We start from the raw sequence: 23408 nt of genomic DNA on the forward strand, positions 1-23408 counted from the left end.
ATCGACACGAGGTCGCACAGAACGCGATGGGCGGCGAGGAGACGACGGAACGCGTCTGCCGCCATCATAACGGCGGCATCCCGCCGCGCACAGGGGCGAGAACCGGCGGCGTGCTCCGCGGTCGGGTCGCGATCGTACTCCGGCACCCGGCTTGTGACGCGCGCGCGAGCGCGATACCGTCGCTCACGAGCACCATCACACCGGGCGGCGCAGCGCCGTCGGGCAGGGCGCGGCACCGCGCCGCCGAGAGTTCGGGGGACACGACGAACGCGAGAGCGGCAACTCCGGAGAGCGCGGATGCGGCGCAGCTCCATGCCGGGCCCCGGCGGGGCGGGCTGCTGCGGCGCCTCGGGTGGTGGATCGCGGACTACGCCTACGCGCTCCGCTGGCAGGCCCGTGCGCTCTGGGACCGCTCCGGTCCGCGCGACTTCCTGAGCGGGTCGGGGTGCCCCGTCGTCGTGATCCCCGGCGTCTACGAGCCGTGGCGGTTCATGCTTCCGCTGATCCGCCGCCTCCACCGCGACGGGCACCCGGTGCACGTGCTCGACCCGCTGCGCAACAATCGCGTTCCGGTCGTCGAGGGCGCCCGGATCGTGGACGACTACCTCGCCGCCGCCGGGCTCGCCGACGTCGTGCTGCTCGCGCACAGCAAGGGCGGCCTCATCGGCAAGCACGTGATGGCGTTCGGGCGGCAGGCCGAGCGGGTGCGCGGCATGGTGGCCGTCGCCGCGCCCTTCGGGGGCTCCCGGTACGCGCGCTACCTGCTGGGGCGCACGCTGCGGGCCTTCTCGCCCGTCGACCCGACGATCGTGCTCCTCGCCGAGGCGCCCGACGCGAACAGCCGCATCGTCTCCGTCTACGCGCGGTTCGACCCGCACATCCCCGAGGGCAGCGAACTCGCCGGGGCGCGCAACGTGCCGGTCGACACCGGCGGGCACTTCCGCATTCTCGCCAATGTCAAGACCGTCGCGGCTGTGCGCGAAGCAGCGGATCATGGGTGGGGTGCGCCGGGGTGCAGTGCCCCGGGCGGAACCTGCGGGGGTGCGGATGAACAGCAGTGCAGATCGGTCCGAGGAGAACCACGAGGGGCTCAGCGCGCCGACGGGGCAGGAGGAGGCGCTCCGCGCGATCCCTCGCGATGACGGAACGATGCCGCGCGTGCTCGTACTGGGCGCCACCGGCTACCTCGGCGGCCGACTCATGCCGCGACTGCTGAACGCCGGCTACCGGGTGCGCACGCTCTCGCGCTCCGAGGAGCGCATCCGCGCGTACCCGTGGTCGGATGAGACCGAGATCGAGGTGGGCGACGCGAGCGACCGCGAGGCGATGACCCGCGCGGTGCGCGACGTCGACATCATCGTGTACCTCGTGCACTCGATGTCGAGCGGGGCGAAGTTCGCCGAGAAGGATCGCGAGATCGCCGAGAACGTCGCCGCCCGTGCGCGCGACGCCGGGGTGTCGCGCATCGTCTACCTCGGCGGCCTGCACCCCGAGGGGGTGCGCCTCTCGCCGCACCTCGCGTCTCGCGCGGAGGTGGGGGAGATCCTGCTCGCCTCGGGGGTGCCGACGCTCGAGCTGCAGGCCGGCGTCGTGATCGGATCGGGATCGGCGTCGTTCGAGATGGTGCGGCATCTCACCGAGGTGCTGCCCTACATGCCCGCGCCGAAGTGGGTGCGCAACTTCATCCAGCCGATCGCGGTGCGCGACGTGCTGCACTACCTGCTCGCCGCCGCCCGCGTCGAGCAGGACGTGAACCGCGCGCTCGACATCGGCGGCCCCGATGTGCTGCGGTACGGGCAGATGATGAACGGGTACGCCGTCGAGGCGGGGCTGCCGCAGCGCGGCATCGCGTCGCTGCCGGTGCTGACGCCGCGGCTCGCCTCGCACTGGGTGGGCCTCGTGACTCCCGTGCCGACCTCGATCGCGCGCCCGCTCGTCGAGTCGCTGCAGCACCGGTGCGTCATGCAGAACCACGATGTCGACGCGCTCCTGCCGAAGCCCGAGCACGGGCTGACGTCGTACCGGGAGGCGGTGCGGCTCGCGCTCGGGCGCATCGAGCTCGACCGGGTCGAGACGAGCTGGGTCGACGCCCGCGTGACCGCCCCCAGCGAGCCGCTGCCGAGCGACCCGGAGTGGGCGGGCCGCACCGTCTTCACCGATCAGCGGGAGCGCGAGACGACGGCGTCGCCGGAGGCGGTGTGGTCGGTCATCACGCAGATCGGCGGCGAGACCGGGTGGTACTCGTCGCCGCGGCTCTGGGCGCTGCGCGGGTGGTACGACCGCATCACGGGCGGCGTCGGGCTGCAGCGCGGGCGGCGCTCGCGCACGCGGCTCGTCGTCGGCGACGCGGTCGACGTGTGGCGGGTGGAGACGATCGAGCCGGGCCGGCTGCTCCGCTTCCGCGCCGAGATGCGGGTGCCGGGCCTCGCCTGGCTCGAACTGTCGGTGGAGCCGACCGCGCAGGGGTCGATCTATCGGCAGCGCGCGGTGTTCTTCCCGCGCGGGCTCGCGGGGCGGCTGTACTGGCTCGCGATGCTGCCGTTCCACGGCCTGATCTTCAGCGGGATGGTCGCCCGCATCGTGGGGCTCGCCGAGGGGGAGCGCCCCGTCCGTGCGGCGCGCGCCGAGGCGGGGGTGTCTGCAGGCGAGTAGATTGCACACGAGTTGTGTAAAATACCGTGTATTGCAGTGGCAGCGCGCCGGAGGGGGGAGACCATGCCGCAGAGCATCATCGCCAATGAGGCCGAGCACCTGTACGCCGCAGGGCCGGCCACCGAGGCGGGGCAGCGCCTCTCCGCCGCCCTCCTCCGCATGCGCCGAGCCGAGCAGAGGCAGGAGGCGCGATCCCTCGGCCGGTCCGGGCTCTCCGGCCTCGACCTGCGGGCGCTGCGCTACCTCGTGCAGGCCGACCGCGACGGCCGCGACCTCGGGCCGAAAGACCTCGTCGGCATGCTCGGCACGTCGAGCGCGAACGTGACCAACGTCGTCGACCGTCTCGTGAAGCGGCAGCTGGTCGCGCGCGTCGAGCACCCCACCGATCGGCGCGCGCACCACCTGCGCCCGACGGAGGCGGCGTTCAGCGACGTCGATGCGATCTTCATGCGGCACCACGCTGCGCTGGTCTCCGAGATCGACGTCATCGACGCGGAGGAGGCGGGAGCGGCCGCTCGCGTGCTGGAGCGGCTCACCCGCGCCCTCGACGCGCTCGACTGACCTCCGCCGCCCCGACCGATCCGCCGCCCCGCGCGCCCGGCCCGCCGGCGCCCCGTCCGTCCGACCCGCCCCCCCCATCCCCGCTCAGCCCCCAACCCCCAGTCCCCGACCCAGTGGTCTCGCATTCGCCTCCGACCGATGCGGAATCCGAAGGAGCACCGAATGTCCTCACCACTCGAGCCGCACCGCGCCGCCGCGTTCTGGCGCGGCTGGCTCTCCCGGTTCCAGCCGAAGCGGCGCGAGCCCCGCCGCCTCACCGTCGACGATGTGCACGTGGTCGACCGCCCGATGCTCAAGCGCGCCATCGCGGGCACCGTGGTCGGCAACCTCATGGAGTGGTACGACATCGGCATCTACGGCTACCTCGCCGTCATCATCGGCCGGGTCTTCCTGCCCGACGCATCGGACGGAGCGCAGGCGCTTTTCTCGCTCGGCGTCTTCGCCGTCACCTTCGTCGCCCGCCCGCTCGGCGGCATCGTGCTCGGCCAGCTCGGCGACCGCATGGGCCGGCAGAAGGTGCTCGCCTTCACCCTGATCATGATGGCGGCCGCGACCTTCCTGATCGGCGTGCTGCCCGACTTCTCCGTGATCGGCGTCTTCGCGCCCATCCTGCTCATCGTGCTGAAGCTCGCGCAGGGGTTCTCGACCGGCGGCGAGTACGCGGGGGCGACCACCTTCATCACCGAGTACGCGCCCGACCGCAAGCGCGGCTTCTACGCATCACTGCTCGACATGGGCTCGTACCTGGGCTTCGCCATGGGCGCGGCGTTCGTGTCGATCCTGCAGCTGACCCTCTCCGAGGAGGCGATGGAGGGCTTCGCCTGGCGCATCCCCTTCCTCGTCGCACTGCCGCTCGGGCTCATCGCGATCTACTTCCGCCTCAAGATCGAGGACACGCCGGCGTTCCAGGAGGCCCGCGATGCCGCGGAGCGCGCCACCGAGGAGGCCGAGTCTTCGGCGGAGGCGCCGAAGGGCGTCATCGCGCTCGTGCGGGCGTACTGGCGCGAGCTGCTCACCGCGTTCGTGCTCGTCGCGGCCGCGAACACCGTCGGCTACGCGCTCACCTCGTACATGCCGACCTACCTCACGCAGACGCTCGGCTACGACCCGGTGCACGGCAACCTGCTCACCCTGCCGGTGCTCGTCGGCATGGCGGCCTGCATCCCGCTCACGGGCAAGCTCTCCGACCGCATCGGGCGCCGAAAGGTACTCTTCATCGGCTCGATCACCGCGATCGTGCTCTCCATCCCCGCGTTCCTGTTCATGATGCACGGCGAGATCTGGTCGACGCTGCTGGGCCTCGCCCTGCTCGCGGTGCCGGTGACGTTCTACGTGGCGAACCTCGCATCGTCGCTGCCGGCACTCTTCCCGACTTCGTCGCGGTACGGCGGCATGGGCATCTCCTACAACCTCTCCGTCGCGCTCTTCGCGGGCACCGCGCCCGTGATCATGGAGTCGCTCGTGCAGGCGAGCGGCTCGTCGCTCGCCCCCGCGTTCTACGTCATCGGCACGTCCGTCGCGGGCTTCATCGCGATCGTGCTGCTCAAGGAGTCGGCGCGTCGGCCGCTGCCCGGCGCGATGCCGAGCGTCGAGACCGCGGCGGAGGCGGAGGCGCTCGTCGAGACGCAGGACACGAACCCCGATCTCGACCTCGACGAGCTGTTCCCCGAGCGCACGCAGTCGGGCGACGACGACGCCTCCACGCGACGCGATCCCGCATCGACCTGATGCCGGCTCCCGAGCGCACTCCCGACGGCCGCTACATCATCGTCAACGGCCGACGGTGGCGCGCCACCGATCCGCAGCTGCCCGACCGGCTCGTCGCGCCGCTGAAGTCGGAGCTCGGGAGCGCCCGCTCCCGCATCCGCACCGCGCCCGACGACGCGGCGCGCCGCGCGCTGCGCGATCGCGTGCAGCTGGCGAAGGAGGGTCTCGGGGAGCGGGGCACCGCGTGGTGGGAGATGGACGAGAGCGATCGCATCGCCCGAGCCGAGGATCGGCTGCGCCGGCTCACCGGCGCAGCCCGCTGAGCCGGCCCCTGAGCGGGCCCCGCTACCACGTCCGCGGGGCGAGCCCAAGGGCCTGTGACGGGTGAACCCCGGTGCGGCAGGCTCGGAGGGTGGAGAACGCGAAGCAGAACGAGACGTCGCCCGTGACGGTCGTGCTCAGGCGCGGGATGAACCGCGTGCGACCGCTGGTCACCCGGTACCGCCTGCTGCTCGCGCTGAAGGCCGCCATCGGCGTGACCGCGGCCTGGCTCATCGGCCGGCTGCTGCCCGGGGAGCTCAACGAGTACGCGTACTACGCGCCGCTCGGCGCCCTCCTCGGCGTGGCGCCCACGGTGGTGAGCTCCGTGCGCACGAGCATCGAGCTCATCGCGGGCATCGGCATCGGGCTCGGCATCGGCTGGGCGCTCGTCGCGAGCGGCACGCCCTGGTACGTCCGCGCCCCCCTCGCCGCCGGCGTGGGCATGCTGATCGCCGGCGTGCGGCGGCTCGGCGAGGGGCGCGTCTACGTGCCGATCGCCGCGGTGTTCGTGGTGATCATCGGCGCGGGCGACCCCGACTCGTACGCGGCGGGGTACATCGCGCAGTTCGGCATCGGTCTCGGCATCGGCACGCTCGTCAACCTCGTGTTCATCCCGCCGCTCATGTACGGGTACGCCCGCTCCCGCATCGCCGACCTGAAGAGCGACTTCGCCTCGGCGATCGAGGATCTCGCCACCGTGCTCTCCACCGAGTGGCCGCCGGATCGCGCGGACTGGCTGGACGAGGCGCGCAGACGGCAGCGCTCCGTCGACGAGGCGGAGGAGCTCGTGCGCGAGGCGAAAGAGAGCGGCCGCGGCAACCCGCGCGCCATGTGGCGGCGGTACGACGCCTCGAGCGACGACGCCGACATCGAGGCGCTGCGCTACATCGGGCTGCGCGTCGCCGACATCTCGGACGCGCTCGGCGGCGCGATCTGGCACCAGCCGGTCGCGGTGACCATTCCCGACGAGTCGATCGAGTCGCTCGGCCGGGCGCTGGGCGAGCTCGCGGAGTACATCCGCGCCTGGAACACCGGGGTCGATGTGGAGGAGACGCGCGAGCGCTGCGCTGCCGCCGTGCAGGAGGTCGGCGAGGTGTTCGAGCGATCCGCGACGGAATCGGGCTTCGGCACAATCGTCTTCGCGCTGCGCAGCATGCTCGGCCGCGTCGACGAGCGCATCGCCGACGCGCAGGCCGCGGAGGCGTGAAGCCCCGCCCCGCCCCACCCCCCACCCCGCCTCCCATCCCGCAGCGGGGTCGCTTCGGGAGGGTGTCGCAGTGCGTTCGCCGCGCGACACCCTCCCGAAGCGACCCCGCTCGCAGGGCGCCGGTCGGCGGGGCACGGTGCGGGGCCGGCGCCGGTCGGCGGGGCGGTGCGGGGGCGGTGCGGGCGGGTGGTGGCGACGGTGAGCGACGGCGGTGGGCGCCGCCGAGCTCAGGCGGTGGGCGCCGCCGCGATCCGCACCGACTCGAGCTGCTCGGCGCGCGTCGGCGCGATGTGCACGGTCACGAGCTCGTCGACGTCGGCGAACCTCGCGAACGCCTCGAGCTCGTCGTGCACGCGCCGAGCCCCGCCGATGGCGGTGTACTGCATCATCCCGCGGATCTCCCGGCCGGCCGGGGTGTCGACGAGCTGGGAGGCCTCGTCGAACGTGAGCTCCCGATCCCGGCCGCGCGAGAGGAAGCGGCGCACGCGATCGACCTCGGCGCGCGCGAAGAGCGTCTCGGCCTCGGCGTCGGTGCCGGCGGCGACCACGTTGATGCCCGCACTCGCGTACGGCTCGGGGTGCGCCTCGCTCGGCACGTAGTGGGAGCGGTAGTGCTCGATCGCCGCCTTGAGCGACTGCGGGGCGAAGTGGGACGCGAACGAGTAGGGGAGACCGTACTGCGCGGCCAGGCTCGCGCCGAACAGGCTCGACCCGAGAATCGTGAGCGGCACGCGCGTGCCGCGCCCCGGGTAGGCGTTCACCGCGGTGCGCGGCAGCTCGTCGGAGAGGTAGCGCTGCAGCTCGGCCACGTCGTTCGGAAACGCGTCGGCCGCCTCGTAGGTGCGGCGCAGCGCTCGGAAGGTGGCGCCGTCGGTGCCGGGGGCGCGGCCGAGCCCGAGGTGGATGCGGCCCGGATGCAGCTCGGCGAGGGTGCCGAACTGCTCGGCGATGACGAGCGGCGAGTGGTTCGGCAGCATGACGCCGCCGGCGCCGAGGCCGATGGTCGACGTCTGCGAGGCGATGTGGGCGATGAGCACCGAGGTGGCGCTCGACGCGATCGACGGCATGTTGTGGTGCTCCGCGTACCAGATGCGGCGGTACCCGGTCGATTCGGCGAGACGCGCGACGTCGACGGAGTGACGGAAGGCGTCGGCGATGGTGCCGTCCGCCTCGACGGTCGCGAGATCCAGGATCGAGAGCGGGGTTGCAGTCATGGAGAGTGCAACCCCGCCCGATCGGCGGCTATTCCGCGGCGCGCGCGGGGCCGGTACGCCGTCGGCGGAATCAGGCCGGGTCGATGATGGAGAGCAGCAGGTGCCCGTTCGGCACGGTCTGCCCGACGGGCGCGTCGACGCCCGCGACCACGCCCGAGCGGTGCGCGTAGATCGACTGCTCCATCTTCATGGCCTCGAGCACGAGCAGCAGATCGCCCTCGGCGACCTCCTGGCCCTCCTCGACCGACACCTTCACGACGGTGGCCTGCATCGGCGCGGCGACGCCGTCGCCCGCCGCAGCTGCGATGCCGGCGCTCTTCGCGCGGCGCGGGGCGGGGCCGCGGGTGACCTCCTGGTCGACGAGCGGGAGGAGCGTGGCGGGCATCGTCACCTCGACGCGGCGGCCCTCGACCTCGACGGTGACGCTGCGGCGCTTGTCGTCCTGCCCGATGGGCGGCACCTCGCCCTCCCAGGGCTCGATGTCGTTGTCGAACTCGCGCTCGATCCAGAGCGTGTAGACGCCGAACGCGCCGTCGGGCGCGGTGAAGGCGGGATCCCGCACGATCTTGCGGTGGAACGGCAGCACGGTGGGCAGCCCCTGGATCTCGAACTCGTCGAGTGCGCGACGCGAGCGCTCGAGCGCCTCCTCGCGCGTGGCGCCGGTGACGATCAGCTTGCCGAGCATCGAGTCGAACGCGCCGGAGACGACATCGCCCGAGGCGACGCCGGTGTCGATGCGCACGCCGGGGCCCGCGGCGGGCTTGAACAGTGCGACGGGCCCGGGCGCCGGGAGGAATCCGTTGCCCGGATCCTCGCCGTTGAGACGGAACTCGAAGGAGTGGCCGCGCGGCTCGGGGTCGGCGTAGTCGAGCGCGCCGCCCTCGGCGATGCGGAACTGCTCGCGCACGAGGTCGATGCCGGTGACCTCCTCGGAGACGGGGTGCTCGACCTGCAGGCGCGTGTTCACCTCGAGGAAGGAGACGGTGCCGTCCTTCGCGACGAGGAACTCGCAGGTGCCGGCGCCGACGTAGCCGACCTCGGCGAGGATCGCCTTCGACGCGGCGTACAGCTGCGCGTTCTGCTCGTCGGTGAGGAAGGGCGCGGGCGCCTCCTCGACCAGCTTCTGGTGGCGTCGCTGCAGCGAGCAGTCGCGCGTCGACACGACGACGACGTTGCCGTGCTGGTCGGCGAGGCACTGGGTCTCGACGTGGCGGGGCTTCTCCAGGTACTTCTCGACGAAGCACTCGCCGCGACCGAAGGCGGCGACGGCCTCGCGCGTCGCCGATTCGAAGAGCTCGGCGACCTCGTCGCGCTCGTAGGCGACCTTGAGCCCGCGGCCGCCGCCGCCGAATGCCGCCTTGATGGCGATCGGCAGCCCGACCTCGTCGGCGAAGGCGAGCACCTCCTCCGCGTTCTGCACCGGGTCGCTCGTGCCGGCGGCGAGCGGGGCGCCCACCTTCTCGGCGACGTGACGGGCCGAGACCTTGTCTCCGAGGCGCTCGATGGCGTCGGGGCCGGGCCCGATCCACGTCATCCCGGCGTCCATGACGGCCCGGGCGAACTCGGCGTTCTCGGCCAGGAAGCCGTAGCCGGGGTGCACCGCGTCGGCGCCCGAGCGGCGGGCGACGCCGAGGATCTTCTCGATGACGAGGTACGTCTCGCTGCTCGTCGTGCCGCCGAGCGCGTACGCCTCATCGGCGAGCTGGGCGTGCATCGCGTCCCGATCCTGGTCTGCGTAGACGGCTACCGAGGCGATTCCGCTGTCTGCGGCGGCTCGGATGATACGGACGGCGATCTCACCGCGGTTGGCGATGAGCACTTTACGGATGCGCGACATGAGGTACAGCCTATTCGAGCGCTGCGGCCCAGCCTTGGATATATCGCACAAACCTTTTCCCGAATCGTTACCCGAATCGAACTGCACGCCGGTCGCAGGGGCCCCTCGGTACACTGGCAGCGTGGTGAATCCAGAGATCCAAGGCCGGGTGTATCCGTCGACCGCTCCGTATCTCGTGGGGCGCGAGAAAGTGCGGGAGTTCGCGCGGGCCGTGCTCAGCGCGTCGCCGCTGCACGTCGATCCCGAGGCGGCGCGCGCCGCGGGCTTCGCCGACGTGGTGGCGCCGCCCACCTTCGCCGTGGTGGTGCAGGAGGCGACGCTCGCGCAGCTGCTCGCCGACGACGAGGCCGGGGTCGACTTCTCGCGCGTCGTGCACGGCGATCAGCGGTTCACGTACACGCGGCCGATCGTGGCGGGCGACGAGCTCACCGCGACGCTCACCATCGCCGCCGTCAAGCAGCTCGGCGGCCACTCGATGGTGACCGCGTCGAGCGATGTCGTCGATGCGCAGGGCGAGCACGTGGTCACGGCCATCTCGACGCTCGTGGTGCGCGCTGCCGAGGAGGAGAACGCATGACCGCCCCCGATTTCGCATCACTCGCCACCGGCGACGTCGTCGCCGAGCGGGATCTCGTGCTCACCCGCGACCGTCTCGTGCGGTACGCGGGCGCCTCGGGCGACTTCAACCCGATCCACTACCGCGATGACGTCGCGGTCTCGGTCGGGCTGCCCGGCGTGCTCGCCCACGGCATGCTGACGATGGGGGTCGCGGGCTCGGTCGCGACCGACTGGCTCGGCGCCGCGGGCAGCGTGCGCGACTTCCAGTCCCGCTTCACCCGCCCGGTGCCGGTCGACGCCTCGGAGGGCGCGCGCGTCACGGTGACGGCGACGATCGGCGCGCTCGACGCCGATGCGCGTACGGCGCGCATCGACCTGAAGGTGACGTTCGACGGCGCGACCGTGCTGGGCAAGGCGCAGCTCGTGGCGGCGTTCGCCTGATGCTCCCCGAGATCGGACCCGAACCCGCGGGCGACGGCACCCCGTTCTCGGACCTCACGACGATGCGCGTGGGCGGGCCGGCGGAGCGGGTGCTCGTCGCGCACGCGACCGACGAGCTCGTCGCGTACGCGCAGGGGCTCTGGGACACCGACGAGCCGTGGATGCTGCTCGGCGGCGGCTCGAACACCGTCATGAACGACCGGGGATTCCCCGGCACGGTGCTGCTCGTGCGCACCACCGGCATCGCCCCGGTCGCCGACGACGCGCTGCCCGAGGGGCGGATCCGCCTGCGCGTGCAGGCCGGCCACGACTGGGATCATCTGGTGGCCACCTGCGTCGAGAACGGCTGGTCGGGAGTCGAAGCGCTCTCGGGCATACCGGGCCTCGCGGGCGCGGCTCCGGTGCAGAACATCGGCGCGTACGGGCAGGAGCTGTCGGACGTGCTGCACTCGATCGAGTTCCTCGACCGCGAGCGGGGGCACGCGCGACGCATCCCCGCCGATGCGCTCGGCCTCGCCTACCGCGACTCGGCCATCAAGCAGGGGCTCGAGGGCGTCGTCCTGTCGATCGACATCGTGCTCGCGGTCGGCGAGCCGAGCCGGGGCGGGCGCCACGCGGCCCCCGAGGTGCTCTCCGAGCCCATCGCGTACGCGCAGCTCGCGGGCGCGCTCGGCGTCGAGCCGGGCGACCGGGTGCCCATCCGGGAGCTGCGGGAATCGGTGCTGCGGCTGCGCGCCTCGAAGGGCATGGTGCTCGACGCCGAGGATCGCGACAGCTGGAGCTGCGGATCCTTCTTCACGAACCCCATCGTGACGGAGCGGTTCGCCCGCGATCTGCCCGAGAGCGCCCCCCGGTTTCCGCAACCCGTGCCGGAGCCGGTGGACGCCGTCACGACCTTCGCCGAGCTCGAGGCGGGCCTCCCGGTGCGCGTGCCGGAGCCGGAGCCGGAGCGCATGGTGAAGCTCTCCGCCGCGTGGCTCATCGACCAGGCCGGGGTGCGGCGCGGCTTCAGGCTGCCCGGCTCGGGGGCCGCCATCTCGTCGAAGCACACGCTCGCCATCACGAACCAGGGGGGCGCCACCGCCGACGAGGTCGCGGAGCTCGCACGGTTCGTCGTGCAGCGCGTGCAGCAGGAGTTCGGGGTGATCCTCGCCCCCGAGCCCAACCTGTACGGTCTCGAGCTGTAGCCGCGGCGATGCGCATGCAGATCGTCGGAGCCGGCCGCATGGGCCGGGCCATCGATCGCGCGCTGCGGGATGCGGGGGCAGACGTGCTGCCGATCGGCGGCCGGGGCGCCGACGGGGCGGGGGCCGACCTCGTGCTCCTCGCAGTGCCCGACGCGGCCATCCCCGACGCGGCCGCGCGCGTCGCACCCGGGCCGATCGTGGGGCACCTCTCGGGGATCACGTCGCTCGGGGCGGTGGGCGCGCGCGAGTCGTGCAGCCTGCACCCGCTGCTCTCCGCCGCTGACGACGCCGCCCGCTTCGACGGCGCCTGGGCGGCGGTCGACGGTTCGACCGCGGCGGCGCTGGATGCGGCGACCGGCGTCGCGGCGCGCCTCGGCATGCGCACCTTCCGCGTTCGCGACGAGGATCGCGCGGCCTACCACGCGTCGGCGTCGATCGCCGCGAACTTCCTCGTCGTGCTCGAGGCGACGGCCGAGCGGATCGCGGCGACGGCGGGCGTGCCGCGCGAGGCCCTGGCCCCGCTCGCGCGCGGAGCGCTCGCGAACTGGGAGCGGCTCGGGCCGACCGCCGCGCTGACCGGCCCCGTCGTGCGCGGCGATCTCGCGACGATCGAGCTGCAGCGCGAGGCGCTCGTCGAGCGCGATGCGGCGAGCGCGGCATTGTACGATGCGATGGTGGAGGCGAGCCGAGCGCTGATCGGATCGCGCGGCGCGACGGCCGAGGGGGTCGGATGAAGATCGTACGGAGGTTGGGCGAGCTCCGCGAGGAGGTGCGCCGGGCGCGCGCCCGCGGGGCGGAGCGGGTCGGGATCGTGCCGACGATGGGGGCGCTGCACGACGGCCACCTCTCGCTGGTGCGCGCCGCGCGGCGCGACGGGGACGTCGTGGTCATGTCGATCTTCGTGAACCCGAAGCAGTTCACCGAGACGGCCGATCTCGCCGGGTACCCGAGGCAGGAGGCGGCCGATGCGGTGCTCGCCGAGTCCGCCGGCGTCGACGTGCTGTTCGCCCCCGACGCCGCCGAGCTCTACCCCGACGGCTTCGCGACGACGGTGCACGTCGGCGGCCCGCTGACGCAGACGCTGGAGGCGTCGGGCCGCGGGCCCGAGCACTTCGACGGCGTCGCCACGGTCGTCGCGAAGCTGCTGCTCGTCTCCGACGCGGATGCGGCCTACTTCGGGCAGAAGGACGCGCAGCAGGTGATGGTCGTGCGCCGCATGGTCGCGGATCTCGGCATCCCGACCCGCATCGTCGCGTGCCCGACCGTGCGCGACCGCGACGGGCTCGCGCTCTCGAGCCGCAACGTGCGCCTGAGCGCCGAGGAGCGCTCGCGGGCGACCGCGATCCCGCGCGCACTCGAAGCGGTCGAGGCGGCCCTCGCGCTGGGGGAGACCTCCGTCGAGGCGCTGCACGCGCGCGCCGCGGCGGTGCTCACCGCTGCGGGCATCCCGCCCGAGTACGTGGCGTTCGTCGACGAGCGCACCGTTCGCCCCGTGAGCGAGATCGCCGATCCGGTGCTCTGCGCGATCGCGGCGCGGGTCGGATCGGTGCGCCTGATCGACAACGCGCTGCTGACCCTGCCCGACCCGACCGAGGAGCACTGACATGCCGCAGGTGACGATTCCCGCACTCGAGCAGAAGCGCGAGCGCCGCGAGCCGATCGTGATGGTCACGGCCTACGATTACCCCGGAGCGCGCGCCGCCGAGCGAGCCGGGGTCGACATGGTGCTCGTCGGCGACTCCGCCGCGCAGGTCGTGCTCGGCTACGGCTCGACCGTTCCCGTGACGACGGACGAGATGCTCGTGCTCGCCCGCGCCGTGCGCCGCGGCACCGAGACGGCGTTCCTCGTGTGCGATGTGCCCTTCGGGTCGACCGAGGTGTCGGATGCGCAGGCCGTCGAGACCTCCGTGCGCTTCGCGAAGGAGGCGGGTGCCGACGCGGTCAAGCTCGAAGGCGGGTCGGCGCCGCGGCTGAGCCGCATCCGCGCGATCGTCGCGGCCGGCATCCCCGTGGTCGCGCACCTGGGGCTCACCCCGCAGACGGCGACCGCGCTCGGCGGGCTGCGAGCCCAGGGCCGCACCGGGACCACCGCCGCGCGGCTCGTGCGGGAGGCGCGCGGCGTGCAGGAGGCCGGCGCGTTCTGCCTCGTCGTCGAGGCCGTGCCCGCCGAGCTCACGGCGCTGCTGCGCGAAGAGCTGCGCATCCCCATCATCGGCATCGGCGCAGGCGAGGCCGACGGGCAGGTGCTTGTGGCGCATGACCTGCTCGGCATCACCGAGGGGCGCACGGCGAAGTTCGTGAAGCGCTACGCGAGCATCGGCGACGACGCGGCCGCAGCGATCGCCGCCTACGCGGACGAGGTGCGCTCCGGAGCGTTCCCCGCCCCGGAGCACCGCTACGCGGCGACCCCCGAAGCTCTGGAGGCCGCCCGCGCCGAGCTCGCGTCGAGCTGAGCCGCGCCGCGCTCGCGCCGAGCTGAGCCGCGCAGAGCTCGCGCCGTGCTCCCGCCGGGCCGCGCCGAGCTCCCGCCGAGCGGCGGTCAGCGCGCGAGCGAGCCCGCGGGCTCGGCGAGCGCAGCGACGCGATCCAGACCCGCCCGCAGGTCGCGCTGCAGATCGCCGACCGCCTCCAGGCCGATGGAGAGGCGCAGCAGCCCCGGCGTGATGCCGAGTCGGTCGTTGATCTCGTCGGGGAAGGTCGCGTGCGTCGACGTCAGCGGGTGGATCACCATGGAGCGGGTGTCGCCGATGCCCGTCATGCGCGAGAACACGCGCAGGCCGTCGACGCAGGCGCGGGCGCCCTCGACGCCGCCGCGCACCGTGACGCCGAACACGGAGCCCGTGCGGCCCGCGTAGTCGCGCACGGCGATGTCGTGCAGCTCGTTCGACGGGAGCCCTGCGTAGTCGACCGACTCCACCTCGGGCTGCTGCTCGAGCCAGGCGGCGATCGCCAGCGACGTGTCGACGTGGCGCTCCATGCGCAGCGACAGCGTCTCCATGCCCTGGTGCAGCAGGAATCCGTTGAACGGCGACAGCGACGGGCCGATGTCGTTCACCACCGCTTCGCGCACGGTGCGCGCGTACGCGCCCGCACCGAACCGGTCGAGCATCGAGCCCAGGCCGGGTCGCGGCGACGCCGTGATGAGTGGATAGGCGCGCCCGGCGCGCTCCGCCGCATCCCAGTCGAACGAGCCCCCGTCGACGACCGCACCCCCGACGGCCGCGCCGTGGCCGGTGAGGAACTTGGTGGTCGAGTGCACCACGATGTCGGCGCCGTGCTCGAAGGGGCGGATGAGCGCGGGGGTGCCGACCGTGTTGTCGACGACGAGCGGAAGACGGTGGCGGGCGGCGACCGCGGCGATGCGGCGCAGATCGGTGACGTCGTTGCGCGGGTTCGGGATCGTCTCCGTGTAGATCGCCTTCGTGTTCGGCCGGATGGCGCGATCCCACTCGGCGTCGTCGTCCGCATCCCACACGTAGTCGAAGGAGATGCCGAACCGCTTGAAGCTGCGCCCGAAGAGGATGCGGGTGCCGCCGTAGATGGACGCCGTCGAGACGATGTGGTCGCCCTGCTGCGCGAGCGCGAAGAGCGCCGACGAGATGGCCGCCTGCCCGCTCGACACCGCCACCGCACCCGTTCCGCCCTCGAGCGACGCGAGCCGCTCCTCGGCGACGGAGTTCGTCGGGTTGCCCTGGCGCGAGTAGATGGGATCGACCGAGCGGCCGGCGAAGCGATCGACCTGGTCGTCGAAGTCGTCGAACACGTAGCCCGCCGACATCGCGATCGGCGGCACGCGAAGGCCCGTGTTGAGGTCGGGGTACTCGCCCGCGTGCACCTGCCGGGTGTCGAACGCGAAGCCGTCCCAGTCCGTGATCGGCGGCGCCGCTGCGGGGCGGCGGGGTGCGGGGGTCGAATCGCTCATCGGGAGGCCTCCGGGTCGGGAACGGGCGTGGGGGCGGGCGCGGCGGGCGGTGCCGGTGCCGGTGCCGGTGCTGCAGGGCGTTCGGCGGCGGGCAGGATCGACGCGATGCGATCCACCGCCTCGCGCAGGGTCTGCGGCGCGCAGGCCCCGTTGATGCGCACGTGGCCGGCACCGCCGGCGCCGAACGCGGAGCCGTCGTTGAGCGCGACCCGGGCGTCGTGCAGGATGCGCAGGTACGGATCGGACCCGAGCCCCGCCTCGCGGAAGTCGAGCCAGACGAGGTACCCGGCCCGGGGGCGCACGACTCGCACGCCCGGGAGACGGCGCGCGACGAGGTCGGCCAGCAGCTCGACGTTCGCCTCGATCTGAGCGACCGCGCGGTCGAGCCACCCGCGGGCGCCCGTGAACGCCGCCGTGTTCGCGTGCAGGCCGAGGATGCTCACGCGGGTGACGGTCTCGGGCGGAAGCCCGCGGAGCAGCTCGTCGGCACGCCCATCGGCGGCGACGAGCACCGCGCACTTCGCACCCGCCAGATTCCACCCTTTGCTCGCGGAGAGCGCCGACACGGAGAGCGCGCCCGCCGCGGCCGCCAGCGGGGCGAACGGCGTGAAGGCGACGCCCGAGAAGGTGAGCGGCGCGTGGATCTCGTCGGAGACCACGAAGACGTCGTGGGCGGCGGCGAGCCGGGCGAGCTCGGCGAGATCGTCGGGGGAGTGCACGAGGCCGTGCGGGTTGTGCGGGTTGCAGAGCACGAACGCATCGATTCCCGGCTCGCTCGCGAACTCCCGCTCGATCGCCGCGAGGTCGAGCCGCGCCCCCGCCTCCGGCTCCGGCTCGGAGGCGAGCGGGATCTCGACGACCTCGAACGGCACCTCCTCGAGCATCTCGAAGAACCCGGGATACGTGGGGGTGGCGAGGGCGAGCCGGCCCCCGCGCGGCCGACCCACGCGGAGGGCCTCCACCACGGCCGTCGCGACATCGGTGGCGACGTGCACCCGGTCGTGCGGCACGCGCCAGCCCCAGCGATCCGCCGCGAAGCCCGCGAAGGCGGCCGCGAGCTCGCCCGGGCCGTCGACGTACCCGATGTCGGACGCGTCGACGCGCTCGATCAGCGCGCGCCGGATCTCGGGCGCGACCGTGAAGTCCATCTCGGCGACGAAGAGCGGGAGCACGTCCTCCGCGAAGCGCGACCACTTGATGCTCGTGCGCTGCTTGCGCAGCACCCGCGGATCGAGCTCGGTGAACGGAACGCCCGACGGGTCGGCGGTCGCTTCGGCCTGCGGTGCAGTGCCGGGGTGCTGGGCGGCGTCGGGGTGCTGGGCGGCGTCGGGGTGCTGGGCGGTGCTGGGATCGTGCGCGAGCGCGCGAGCAGTGAGCGCTGTCGGGCTCGGTGCACAGTCTGCGTCGCTCATGCCCCCATGGTCTCGCGCGAGCGTCGGCGGGCGCGAACCGCGAGGTAACGGGCCGTCATCTGGCGCCCGCGGGTGCGCCCGGCCCGCCGCGCCGCGCCGCGCCGCCCCGCCCCGCCCCGCGCCGCCCGCGCCCCGCGCCCCGCGCCTGATCTCGCCGAAAGCGAGGGTTCCGCCTCAGGGCGAGGGTTCGTGCGGTGCAGAATCCCTCAGTTTCGGCGGCAACCCTCGGGTTCAGTGATACGAGACGGGAGGGGGCGGCTGCGCCCCGCGCCCCGCGCGCCCCGTGTTCCGCCGCCCCGCGCGTGATCGCGCCGAAAGCGAGGGTTCCGCCCGAAGGCGAGGGTTTGTGCGGCGCAGAATCCCTCGGTTTCGCCGGCAACCCTCGTGCTCGGCGGCACGGGACGGGAGGGGATGGTTGCGGCACGCGGCAACCCTCGTGCTCGGCGGCAGCCCTCGGTTTCGGCGGCAACCCTCGCGTTCGCCGGAATGGGCCGGTTGCGGCACAGGGGCACGGTCTCGACGAACGGGGCCCGGGCGGAACCCGAAGCACCCCGCACAACGACAGCGGGCCCCGATCCGAAGATCGGGGCCCGCTGTGCGGTGCGATGCGGCAGTCAGCCGGCGTGCGGATTACTCCGCAGCGCTGGCCTGCAGACGACGCTGGGTGAAGACGATCGCGCCGCCACCGAGCACCAGCATGCCGAGTGCTGCGAGCCCGAAGGGCAGCATCGAGAAGCCGGTACCGGTGTTGACGAGCTCGGCTCCGCCGGCGCCGCCCTGGCCGGGTGCGGCCGGGTTGGCCGGGTTGGCGGGATCGGCCGGGTTGCCGGGGTTGCCCGGATCCACCGGGTCGACCGGGGCGACCGGTGCAGCCGCGACGTTGAACACGAGGCTCGCCGGGCTCGAGGTCGCACCGTTGATGGCCTGCGTGGCCTCGACAGTGTAGGCGCCCGCGCCGAGCTGTGCGCCCAGGTCGAGCGTCCAGGTGCCGTCCGCGCCGACGACCGCGGCGTCAGCCGCCACGCCCGACTCGGATGCTGCGCCACCGGCGGTCGCGGTGCCGACCTCTTCGCCGTTGAGCTTCACGACGACCGTGGCGCCCTCGATGCCGGTGCCCGAGATCGAGGAGGGAGCGTCAGCGGCCTCAAAGGTCGCGCCGGGCTTCACCGAGGTGATCGCGGGGGCCGCGGGAACCACGGAGACGGTGCCGGTGCCGGCGGCCGAGGTCTGACCCTCGAACGTCTGCGTGGCGGAGACGGCGTAGGTGCCGTAGTCGAGCTCGGTCGGAACCGACCAGGTGCCGTCCTCGTTCACCGTGGCGGTGAGCGAGACGGGCTCGGCGCCCTCGGCGGCGGGGGTCAGCGTGATCGCGACCTCGGCGCCGGGAACGCCCGAGCCGGTCAGCGTGACGGCCGACTCCTCGGAAGTGATGTCGTTCACGACGGGCGCGGCGAGCACGACCTCGAAGTTGATCTCGACGGGCTCGGAGGCGCTGAAGCCGTTGAGCGCGGTGAGCGTGCGGGTGTACTGTCCCGGCTCGTTCGGTGCGGGGAAGGAGACCTCGGTGCCCTCGACGGGGATGGTGTCGCCCGCGTTGCCCTGGCTGATGGCGAGCTCGGCGGCGTTGCTCGGAACGGTGACGACGATGTCGCTTCCGCCGGCGACGCCCTGCGAGAGGTCGGTCTTCACGACGGGCTCGTCGATGTCGAGCGCGACGGTGTAGCCGTCGGTGAGGCCGAGGGCCGGCTGCAGCAGGGTGTACCAGGCGTAGTCATCGCCGACGGGCGGGGGCGTCTTGGGGCCGCCGCTGACGACGCCGACTGCGGTCTCGCCCTGGAAGACGGCGCCGCCCGAGTCGCCGGGGCTGGTGAGTGCGCCGCCGATGAAGCCGTGCACCCAGCGGTCGGAGACCTGCATGTAGCCGTCGAGGATCTCCATCTCCTCGACACCCGAGGTTCCGTCGGTGTAGCGCACCGGCAGGTTGAGCTTCGTGGAGCCGCTGGTCAGGCCGGTGGTGGCGCCCGACTTCGAGACGGTGCCCGACTGGGGCAGCCCCACCGACTTGATCGGCGTGGCGCTCAGCGACAGGTCGTCCTCGAGAGCCGTCGTCCAGTCGGTGACCTCGGGCTTCAGGTTCAGCGCATCGTTGGTGATGTCGATCACGGCGATGTCGGTGGAGGTGGGGTCGTTCTCCGCGCCGGGGGTGTGGCCCGGGCCGCCGAACTGGCTGAAGCCGAAGGCGCCGGCGATGCCGTTTCCGTCGGGCTGCACGGTGTTGGGGCTCGTGACGTCGTTCGAGGGGTCGGAGAGCTCGACCTGGGTCACGGCGCCGTCGCTCGAGCAGTGCCCGGCGGTGATGAGGGCGGGATCGCCCTGCGCGTCGAAGCCGGTGAAGCCGACGGAGCAGCTGCCGACGGTTCCCTCCTCCTGGCCTGCGACCTCTCCGTAGTACCCGGCGCCGGCGACGACGTCGGTGCGGGCATCGCTCGTGATCTCGCCGACGACGACGACCTTGTCGACGTTGTCGGAGATGCTGTCGAGCACGCCCTCGCCGATCTTCTCGTCGTCCTTGACGAATACGACGCGCTCGTTGTCGGTCGTGGTGCCGACACCGATCGCCGGATCACCGGCGACCTTGTCGTTGATCACGTCGTAAGCGACCATTGCCGATGCAGTGGTGTCGAGCTGTGCACCGGTGCCGTCTTCTGCCATCGCCGGCGTGGCGACGAAGAGACTGCCGAGACCGAGCACCGCGGCCGCGCCGAGCGCGATTGGGCGACGTTGTGTCACGTGTTTTCCCCTAGCGTTCAAATGATTGAAATCGGCCTCTGATTCCGTACACGTCGACGCCGGTTCGATGGTGTTCTCGTTACCCACACGCGAACACCCCGGCGCGACACCAGAGGCCAGGAAAACGGTAACCTGATAATTAGCACCATGCAAGGGGTGAGACCCCTGGGCGGCCGGGCGTTTCGTCGGAAAACCCCGATGCACTGCCTATTCGAGAAATTTGGATCGTGTGTGCATCTCCCCTCGTTACGATGGCGTCAGACGCCCGCACGGGCGCTCGCAGCGATGCAGTACTACGACGGCGACGACGGGGGAGAGCGATGAAGCGACGCATGAGGTGGGCGGCGGGAATCGCCGCGGTGGTCGGCGGCGCTGCCCTGCTGGTGGGGTGCGCTTCGCTGAGCGCCGACGGATCGGGTACCGACGGAGAGACGGGGGATGCGGAGATGATCGAGCAGGCCGATGTGGTGGGCACCTGGTTCTCGGATGAGCAGGGGAAGCCGACGCTCACGTTCGACGAATCGGGCAAGGTGTCGGGCACCGACGGGTGCAATGGCATCGGGTCGACGTACACGATCGAGGGCGATCGCGTGCGCATCGAGAATTTCGTCTCGACGATGATGGCGTGCCCCGGCGTCGACGACTGGCTGCGCGGCGTGAGCGAGGTGCAGCTCTCGGGGGATGAGCTGCAGGTGTTCAACGACTCGGGCGACGAGATCGGCACGCTGCAGCGCCAGGTTTAGTCGCGATCCCGGAACGCATCCCACGCGCGCTTGCAGGCGTACGCGAAGAAGTCGATGCGCTCCGGATCCTCGTCGACCCAGTCGGTCCCGGGATCGCGCAGCGCGCCGATCGCGTGCGGCCCGAGGAGGTAGGCGCGCGAGAACTCGACCTGCGCTGCCGCCGGTGAGAAGCCCGCGGCCTCGGCGTCACCGGCGATGCCGCGGAATCGTGCGGCGGCGGCGAAGATCTCGTGCTCGCCGCGGTAGGGCCGGTTGAGCGCGACGGCGTCGTGATCGACGAGCTCGAATTCCGCACGGTGGGCGTCTGCGAGCATGCGCAGATCGGCGGGGGGCATCGTCACCGGCTGGTCGGCGGTGCGCTGCTCGCCCTCCGCGTCGCCGCCGTTCGAGAGCGTGACGACGCGGGGCGGGCCGCCCGCCGGCGCCTCGGGTTCGAGGGAGCCGTCGGGGCGCATTCCGAGGTGCATGGTGTCGTGGAACGAGAGCCGCGTGAAGGCGCCGCCGTGCGCGAGCCCCTTCGTGATGAAGAGCTCGGTGAGCTCCTCGCGCATAGCCTCGTACACGTCGAGCCCCTGCGAGGCGACCGACGTCAGCGCGCCGACCAGCTCGTCGAGCCGCTCGGGCGTCGCGGGCGCGTCGAGCATCGCGATGTTCGAGTACGAGACGGGCCGGATCGCGTCGACGCCGTCGAGGTCGGCGGCTCCGGCGCCCTCGGCGGCGCGCACGCGATCGAAGGCCTGCCGCAGCTGGTCGCGCAGGTCGTCGGGGCGCGCTCGGTTGGGGTCGCGCACGAGGCGCGGATGCGGGTTCACGACCGCGACGACGCGCGGATCGATCTGCGCCCACCGGCGCATGACCCGTGCCGCGGTGGCATCGGAGAAGTCCCGCTGCAGACGGCGGGTGAGACCCGGGGCGAGGAACCCCGCGAGCTCCTCGGGGATCGCCGCCTCCGCGTGCGGAACGGTCACGAGCACGTCGGCGTCCGAGATCGCCTCGGCGAGATCGCGCATGTCGCGGTCGGCGTAGTGGATGACCTCGGACGGGGCGAAGACCGTTCCGGCGGGGATCAGGTCGAGATCATGCGCGCTCATGGAGCCAGCGTACTGGCCGGGTGCCCGGCCGAGAAGACGCGTGCAGCGGCGTCACGCCCGGCCGCGGTTGCGGCGCCGGGTGCCGCGCGGGGGCCGGCCGCCGAGGAAGGAGGCGTTCGAGTCGACGATGAACCCCTGCCGCAGCGCCTCACGGCCGATGAGCATGCGGAAGACCATCTCCTCGCGATCCGTCAGCGTTACCTCGGCCTCGATCTCGCGCCCCGCGAGCGAGATCGTCATGAGCACGACGGGCCGCAGCTGGGCGTGGCCCGACGAGCTGCGCACGGTGCGCCGGTCGTGCACCGGGAGCTCCACCTCGACGGCATCGTCATCGGTGGCCTGCCAGGGCTGCACGAGGAAGCGCACCCACGGCGCGCCCGAGCGTTCGAACTCGACCATGTCGGTCGCGTGCATCGCCGAAGTCTGGGCGCCGGTGTCGATCTTCGCCTTGATCCACGGCACGCCGATGCCATTCAGCTTCACCCATTCACGCCACCCGGTGAGAGTGCTTGAATGGTCGGGTACGGTCACGCATCTATTTTGGCAGGAAATCACGATGAAACTCGCGATTCTTTCGCGCGCCCCGCAGGCGTACTCCACCCAGCGCCTGCAGTCCGCCGCTCTCGAGCGCGGGCACACCGTGCGCGTGCTCAACACCCTGCGCTTTGCGATCGACCTCGCGGGCGAGGCCCCCGACCTGCTGTACCGCGGCAAGCAGCTCAGCGACTACGACGCCGTGCTGCCGCGCATCGGCAGCTCGATCAGCTACTTCGGCACGGCGGTGGTGCGCCAGTTCGAGCAGATGGACGTGTACACGCCGAACACGTCGAACGGCATCGCGAACGCCCGCGACAAGCTGCGCGCGAACCAGATCCTGTCGCGCCACAACATCGAGATGCCGGCTACGGCGTTCGTGCGCAACCGCGCCGACGTGCGCCCGGCGATCGAGAGCGTCGGGGGCGCCCCGGTCGTGATCAAGCTGCTCGAGGGCACGCAGGGCATCGGCGTGATCCTCGCGCCGCAGGTGAAGGTCGCCGAGGCCATCATCGAGACCCTGCACTCCACCCGGCAGAACGTGCTCATCCAGCGGTTCGTGTCGGAGAGCCGAGGTCGCGACGTGCGCGCCCTCGTCATCGGCGACCGCGTGGTGGCCGCGATGCGCCGCACGGCCGGCGGAGACGAGTTCCGCTCGAACGTGCACCGCGGTGGAACGGTCGAGCCGGTGGAGCTCGACGCCGACTACGAGCAGACCGCCGTGCGGGCCGCCCAGATCATGGGGCTGCGCGTGGCGGGCGTCGACATGCTCGAGGGCGAGGAGGGCCCGCTGGTGATGGAGGTCAACTCCTCGCCGGGCCTGCAGGGCATCGAGAGCGCGACGGGCCTCGACATCGCCGGGGCGATCATCGACTTCATCGCGAACCAGGTCAACTTCCCCGAGATCGATCTGCGGCAGCGGCTGAGCGTCTCGACGGCCTACGGGGTCGCCGAGCTCACCATGCACGGATCGGAATACGTCGGCAAGACGCTCGGCGAGCTCGGCCTCTGGGAGCGCGATGTGACGGTGCTGACGCTGCACCGCGGCGTGCAGGTGATCCCGAACCCGCGCAAGAGCCTCGTGCTCGAGGCCGAGGATCGGCTGCTGTGCTTCGGCAAGCTCGAGGAGATGCGTTCGATGCTCCCCGAGCGTCGGCGGCGCCGGGCGCGCGTGCGCAAGCTCTCGAAGGCGGCGCGCGAGCTCGCCGACGGCTGAGCGCTCCGATCCGAG

21 protein-coding genes are annotated in these 23408 nt (G+C 72.4%); 14 read left to right on the forward strand and 7 right to left on the reverse strand.

The window, feature by feature from the left end:
• The first annotated feature begins 110 nt into the window (after window positions 1–110).
• The 6 genes from BLT44_RS16110 (at window position 111) to BLT44_RS05405 (ending at window position 6448) form a co-directional block, all read left to right on the forward strand.
• On the forward strand, window positions 111–1142 hold the full coding sequence (locus BLT44_RS16110) for an esterase/lipase family protein (RefSeq protein WP_331270900.1): 1032 nt from the start codon (window positions 111–113) through the stop codon (window positions 1140–1142).
• Window positions 1048–2652 (forward strand): SDR family oxidoreductase, encoded by a 1605-nt coding sequence (locus BLT44_RS05385; RefSeq protein WP_010155080.1) that lies wholly within the window; start codon window positions 1048–1050, stop codon window positions 2650–2652. The genes BLT44_RS16110 and BLT44_RS05385 overlap by 95 nt, the downstream gene beginning before the upstream one ends.
• Window positions 2653–2715: 63 nt before the next feature.
• On the forward strand, window positions 2716–3213 hold the full coding sequence (locus BLT44_RS05390) for a MarR family winged helix-turn-helix transcriptional regulator (RefSeq protein ID WP_010155079.1): 498 nt from the start codon (window positions 2716–2718) through the stop codon (window positions 3211–3213).
• A 162-nt stretch (window positions 3214–3375) separates the two neighbouring features.
• Window positions 3376–4941: an MFS transporter gene (locus BLT44_RS05395; RefSeq protein ID WP_010155078.1), complete on the forward strand. Its 1566-nt coding sequence runs from the start codon at window positions 3376–3378 to the stop codon at window positions 4939–4941.
• Window positions 4941–5243, forward strand: coding sequence for a biopolymer transporter Tol (locus BLT44_RS05400; RefSeq protein WP_010155077.1), 303 nt, complete (start codon window positions 4941–4943; stop codon window positions 5241–5243). The genes BLT44_RS05395 and BLT44_RS05400 overlap by 1 nt, the downstream gene beginning before the upstream one ends.
• 89 nt (window positions 5244–5332) lie before the next feature.
• Window positions 5333–6448 (forward strand): FUSC family protein, encoded by a 1116-nt coding sequence (locus tag BLT44_RS05405; RefSeq protein WP_010155076.1) that lies wholly within the window; start codon window positions 5333–5335, stop codon window positions 6446–6448.
• A 227-nt stretch (window positions 6449–6675) separates the two neighbouring features.
• Here BLT44_RS05405 and BLT44_RS05410 read toward each other — a convergent pair whose 3' ends face one another.
• Window positions 6676–7662: an LLM class flavin-dependent oxidoreductase gene (locus BLT44_RS05410; RefSeq protein WP_010155075.1), complete on the reverse strand. Its 987-nt coding sequence runs from the start codon at window positions 7660–7662 to the stop codon at window positions 6676–6678.
• Window positions 7663–7732: 70 nt separating this feature from the next.
• Window positions 7733–9499, reverse strand: a complete 1767-nt coding sequence (locus tag BLT44_RS05415; protein ID WP_010155073.1) for an acetyl/propionyl/methylcrotonyl-CoA carboxylase subunit alpha — start codon at window positions 9497–9499, stop codon at window positions 7733–7735.
• Between the two features lie 121 nt (window positions 9500–9620).
• Between BLT44_RS05415 and BLT44_RS05420 the strand changes: the two genes are divergently transcribed.
• Genes BLT44_RS05420 through panB form a run of 6 tightly spaced genes read left to right on the forward strand, consistent with a single transcriptional unit; the run spans window position 9621 to window position 14138 of the window.
• Window positions 9621–10076 carry an FAS1-like dehydratase domain-containing protein gene (locus BLT44_RS05420; RefSeq protein WP_040504920.1) on the forward strand — a complete coding sequence of 152 codons (456 nt, stop codon included), beginning with the start codon at window positions 9621–9623 and terminating at the stop codon, window positions 10074–10076.
• The gene (locus BLT44_RS05425) at window positions 10073–10498 is read left to right on the forward strand and encodes a MaoC/PaaZ C-terminal domain-containing protein (protein ID WP_010155070.1); all 426 of its coding nucleotides are present in this window, start codon (window positions 10073–10075) and stop codon (window positions 10496–10498) included. Before BLT44_RS05420 ends, BLT44_RS05425 begins: the two co-directional genes overlap by 4 nt.
• Complete coding sequence (locus BLT44_RS05430) at window positions 10498–11685, forward strand: UDP-N-acetylmuramate dehydrogenase (RefSeq protein ID WP_010155069.1); 1188 nt, start codon at window positions 10498–10500, stop codon at window positions 11683–11685. Before BLT44_RS05425 ends, BLT44_RS05430 begins: the two co-directional genes overlap by 1 nt.
• 14 nt (window positions 11686–11699) lie before the next feature.
• On the forward strand, window positions 11700–12419 hold the full coding sequence (locus BLT44_RS05435; protein WP_244887466.1) for a DUF2520 domain-containing protein: 720 nt from the start codon (window positions 11700–11702) through the stop codon (window positions 12417–12419).
• Window positions 12416–13288, forward strand: coding sequence for a pantoate--beta-alanine ligase (panC, locus tag BLT44_RS05440; protein ID WP_040505568.1), 873 nt, complete (start codon window positions 12416–12418; stop codon window positions 13286–13288). Before BLT44_RS05435 ends, panC begins: the two co-directional genes overlap by 4 nt.
• A 1-nt stretch (window position 13289) precedes the next feature.
• Entirely contained in the window at window positions 13290–14138 is an 849-nt protein-coding gene (gene panB, locus BLT44_RS05445) for a 3-methyl-2-oxobutanoate hydroxymethyltransferase (RefSeq protein ID WP_010157782.1), read from the forward strand.
• An 86-nt stretch (window positions 14139–14224) separates the two neighbouring features.
• Here panB and BLT44_RS05450 read toward each other — a convergent pair whose 3' ends face one another.
• The 3 genes from BLT44_RS05450 to BLT44_RS05460 form a co-directional block, all read right to left on the reverse strand.
• Complete coding sequence (locus BLT44_RS05450) at window positions 14225–15607, reverse strand: O-acetylhomoserine aminocarboxypropyltransferase/cysteine synthase family protein (RefSeq protein WP_010157781.1); 1383 nt, start codon at window positions 15605–15607, stop codon at window positions 14225–14227.
• Complete coding sequence (locus tag BLT44_RS05455; RefSeq protein WP_010157780.1) at window positions 15604–17019, reverse strand: MalY/PatB family protein; 1416 nt, start codon at window positions 17017–17019, stop codon at window positions 15604–15606. Before BLT44_RS05455 ends, BLT44_RS05450 begins: the two co-directional genes overlap by 4 nt.
• 630 nt (window positions 17020–17649) lie before the next feature.
• A complete protein-coding gene (locus BLT44_RS05460; RefSeq protein ID WP_143025995.1) occupies window positions 17650–19809 on the reverse strand; it encodes a S1 family peptidase in 2160 nt (719 codons plus the stop codon).
• Between the two features lie 320 nt (window positions 19810–20129).
• Between BLT44_RS05460 and BLT44_RS05465 the strand changes: the two genes are divergently transcribed.
• Window positions 20130–20552 carry an META domain-containing protein gene (locus BLT44_RS05465; protein ID WP_081473284.1) on the forward strand — a complete coding sequence of 141 codons (423 nt, stop codon included), beginning with the start codon at window positions 20130–20132 and terminating at the stop codon, window positions 20550–20552.
• Here BLT44_RS05465 and BLT44_RS05470 read toward each other — a convergent pair.
• Together BLT44_RS05470 and BLT44_RS05475 are read right to left on the reverse strand one after the other, a co-directional pair.
• Window positions 20549–21643 carry an N-formylglutamate amidohydrolase gene (locus BLT44_RS05470; RefSeq protein WP_010155065.1) on the reverse strand — a complete coding sequence of 365 codons (1095 nt, stop codon included), beginning with the start codon at window positions 21641–21643 and terminating at the stop codon, window positions 20549–20551. The genes BLT44_RS05465 and BLT44_RS05470 overlap by 4 nt on opposite strands.
• A 51-nt stretch (window positions 21644–21694) precedes the next feature.
• Complete coding sequence (locus BLT44_RS05475) at window positions 21695–22174, reverse strand: ATP-dependent zinc protease family protein (RefSeq protein WP_074689993.1); 480 nt, start codon at window positions 22172–22174, stop codon at window positions 21695–21697.
• Between the two features lie 25 nt (window positions 22175–22199).
• On the opposite strand from BLT44_RS05475, the gene BLT44_RS05480 reads away from it, so the two are divergent.
• The gene (locus BLT44_RS05480; protein ID WP_010155063.1) at window positions 22200–23393 is read left to right on the forward strand and encodes a RimK family alpha-L-glutamate ligase; all 1194 of its coding nucleotides are present in this window, start codon (window positions 22200–22202) and stop codon (window positions 23391–23393) included.
• The last annotated feature ends 15 nt before the right edge of the window (window positions 23394–23408 follow it).

The organism is Leucobacter chromiiresistens (assembly GCF_900102345.1).
GTDB classification, from domain to species: domain Bacteria; phylum Actinomycetota; class Actinomycetes; order Actinomycetales; family Microbacteriaceae; genus Leucobacter; species Leucobacter chromiiresistens.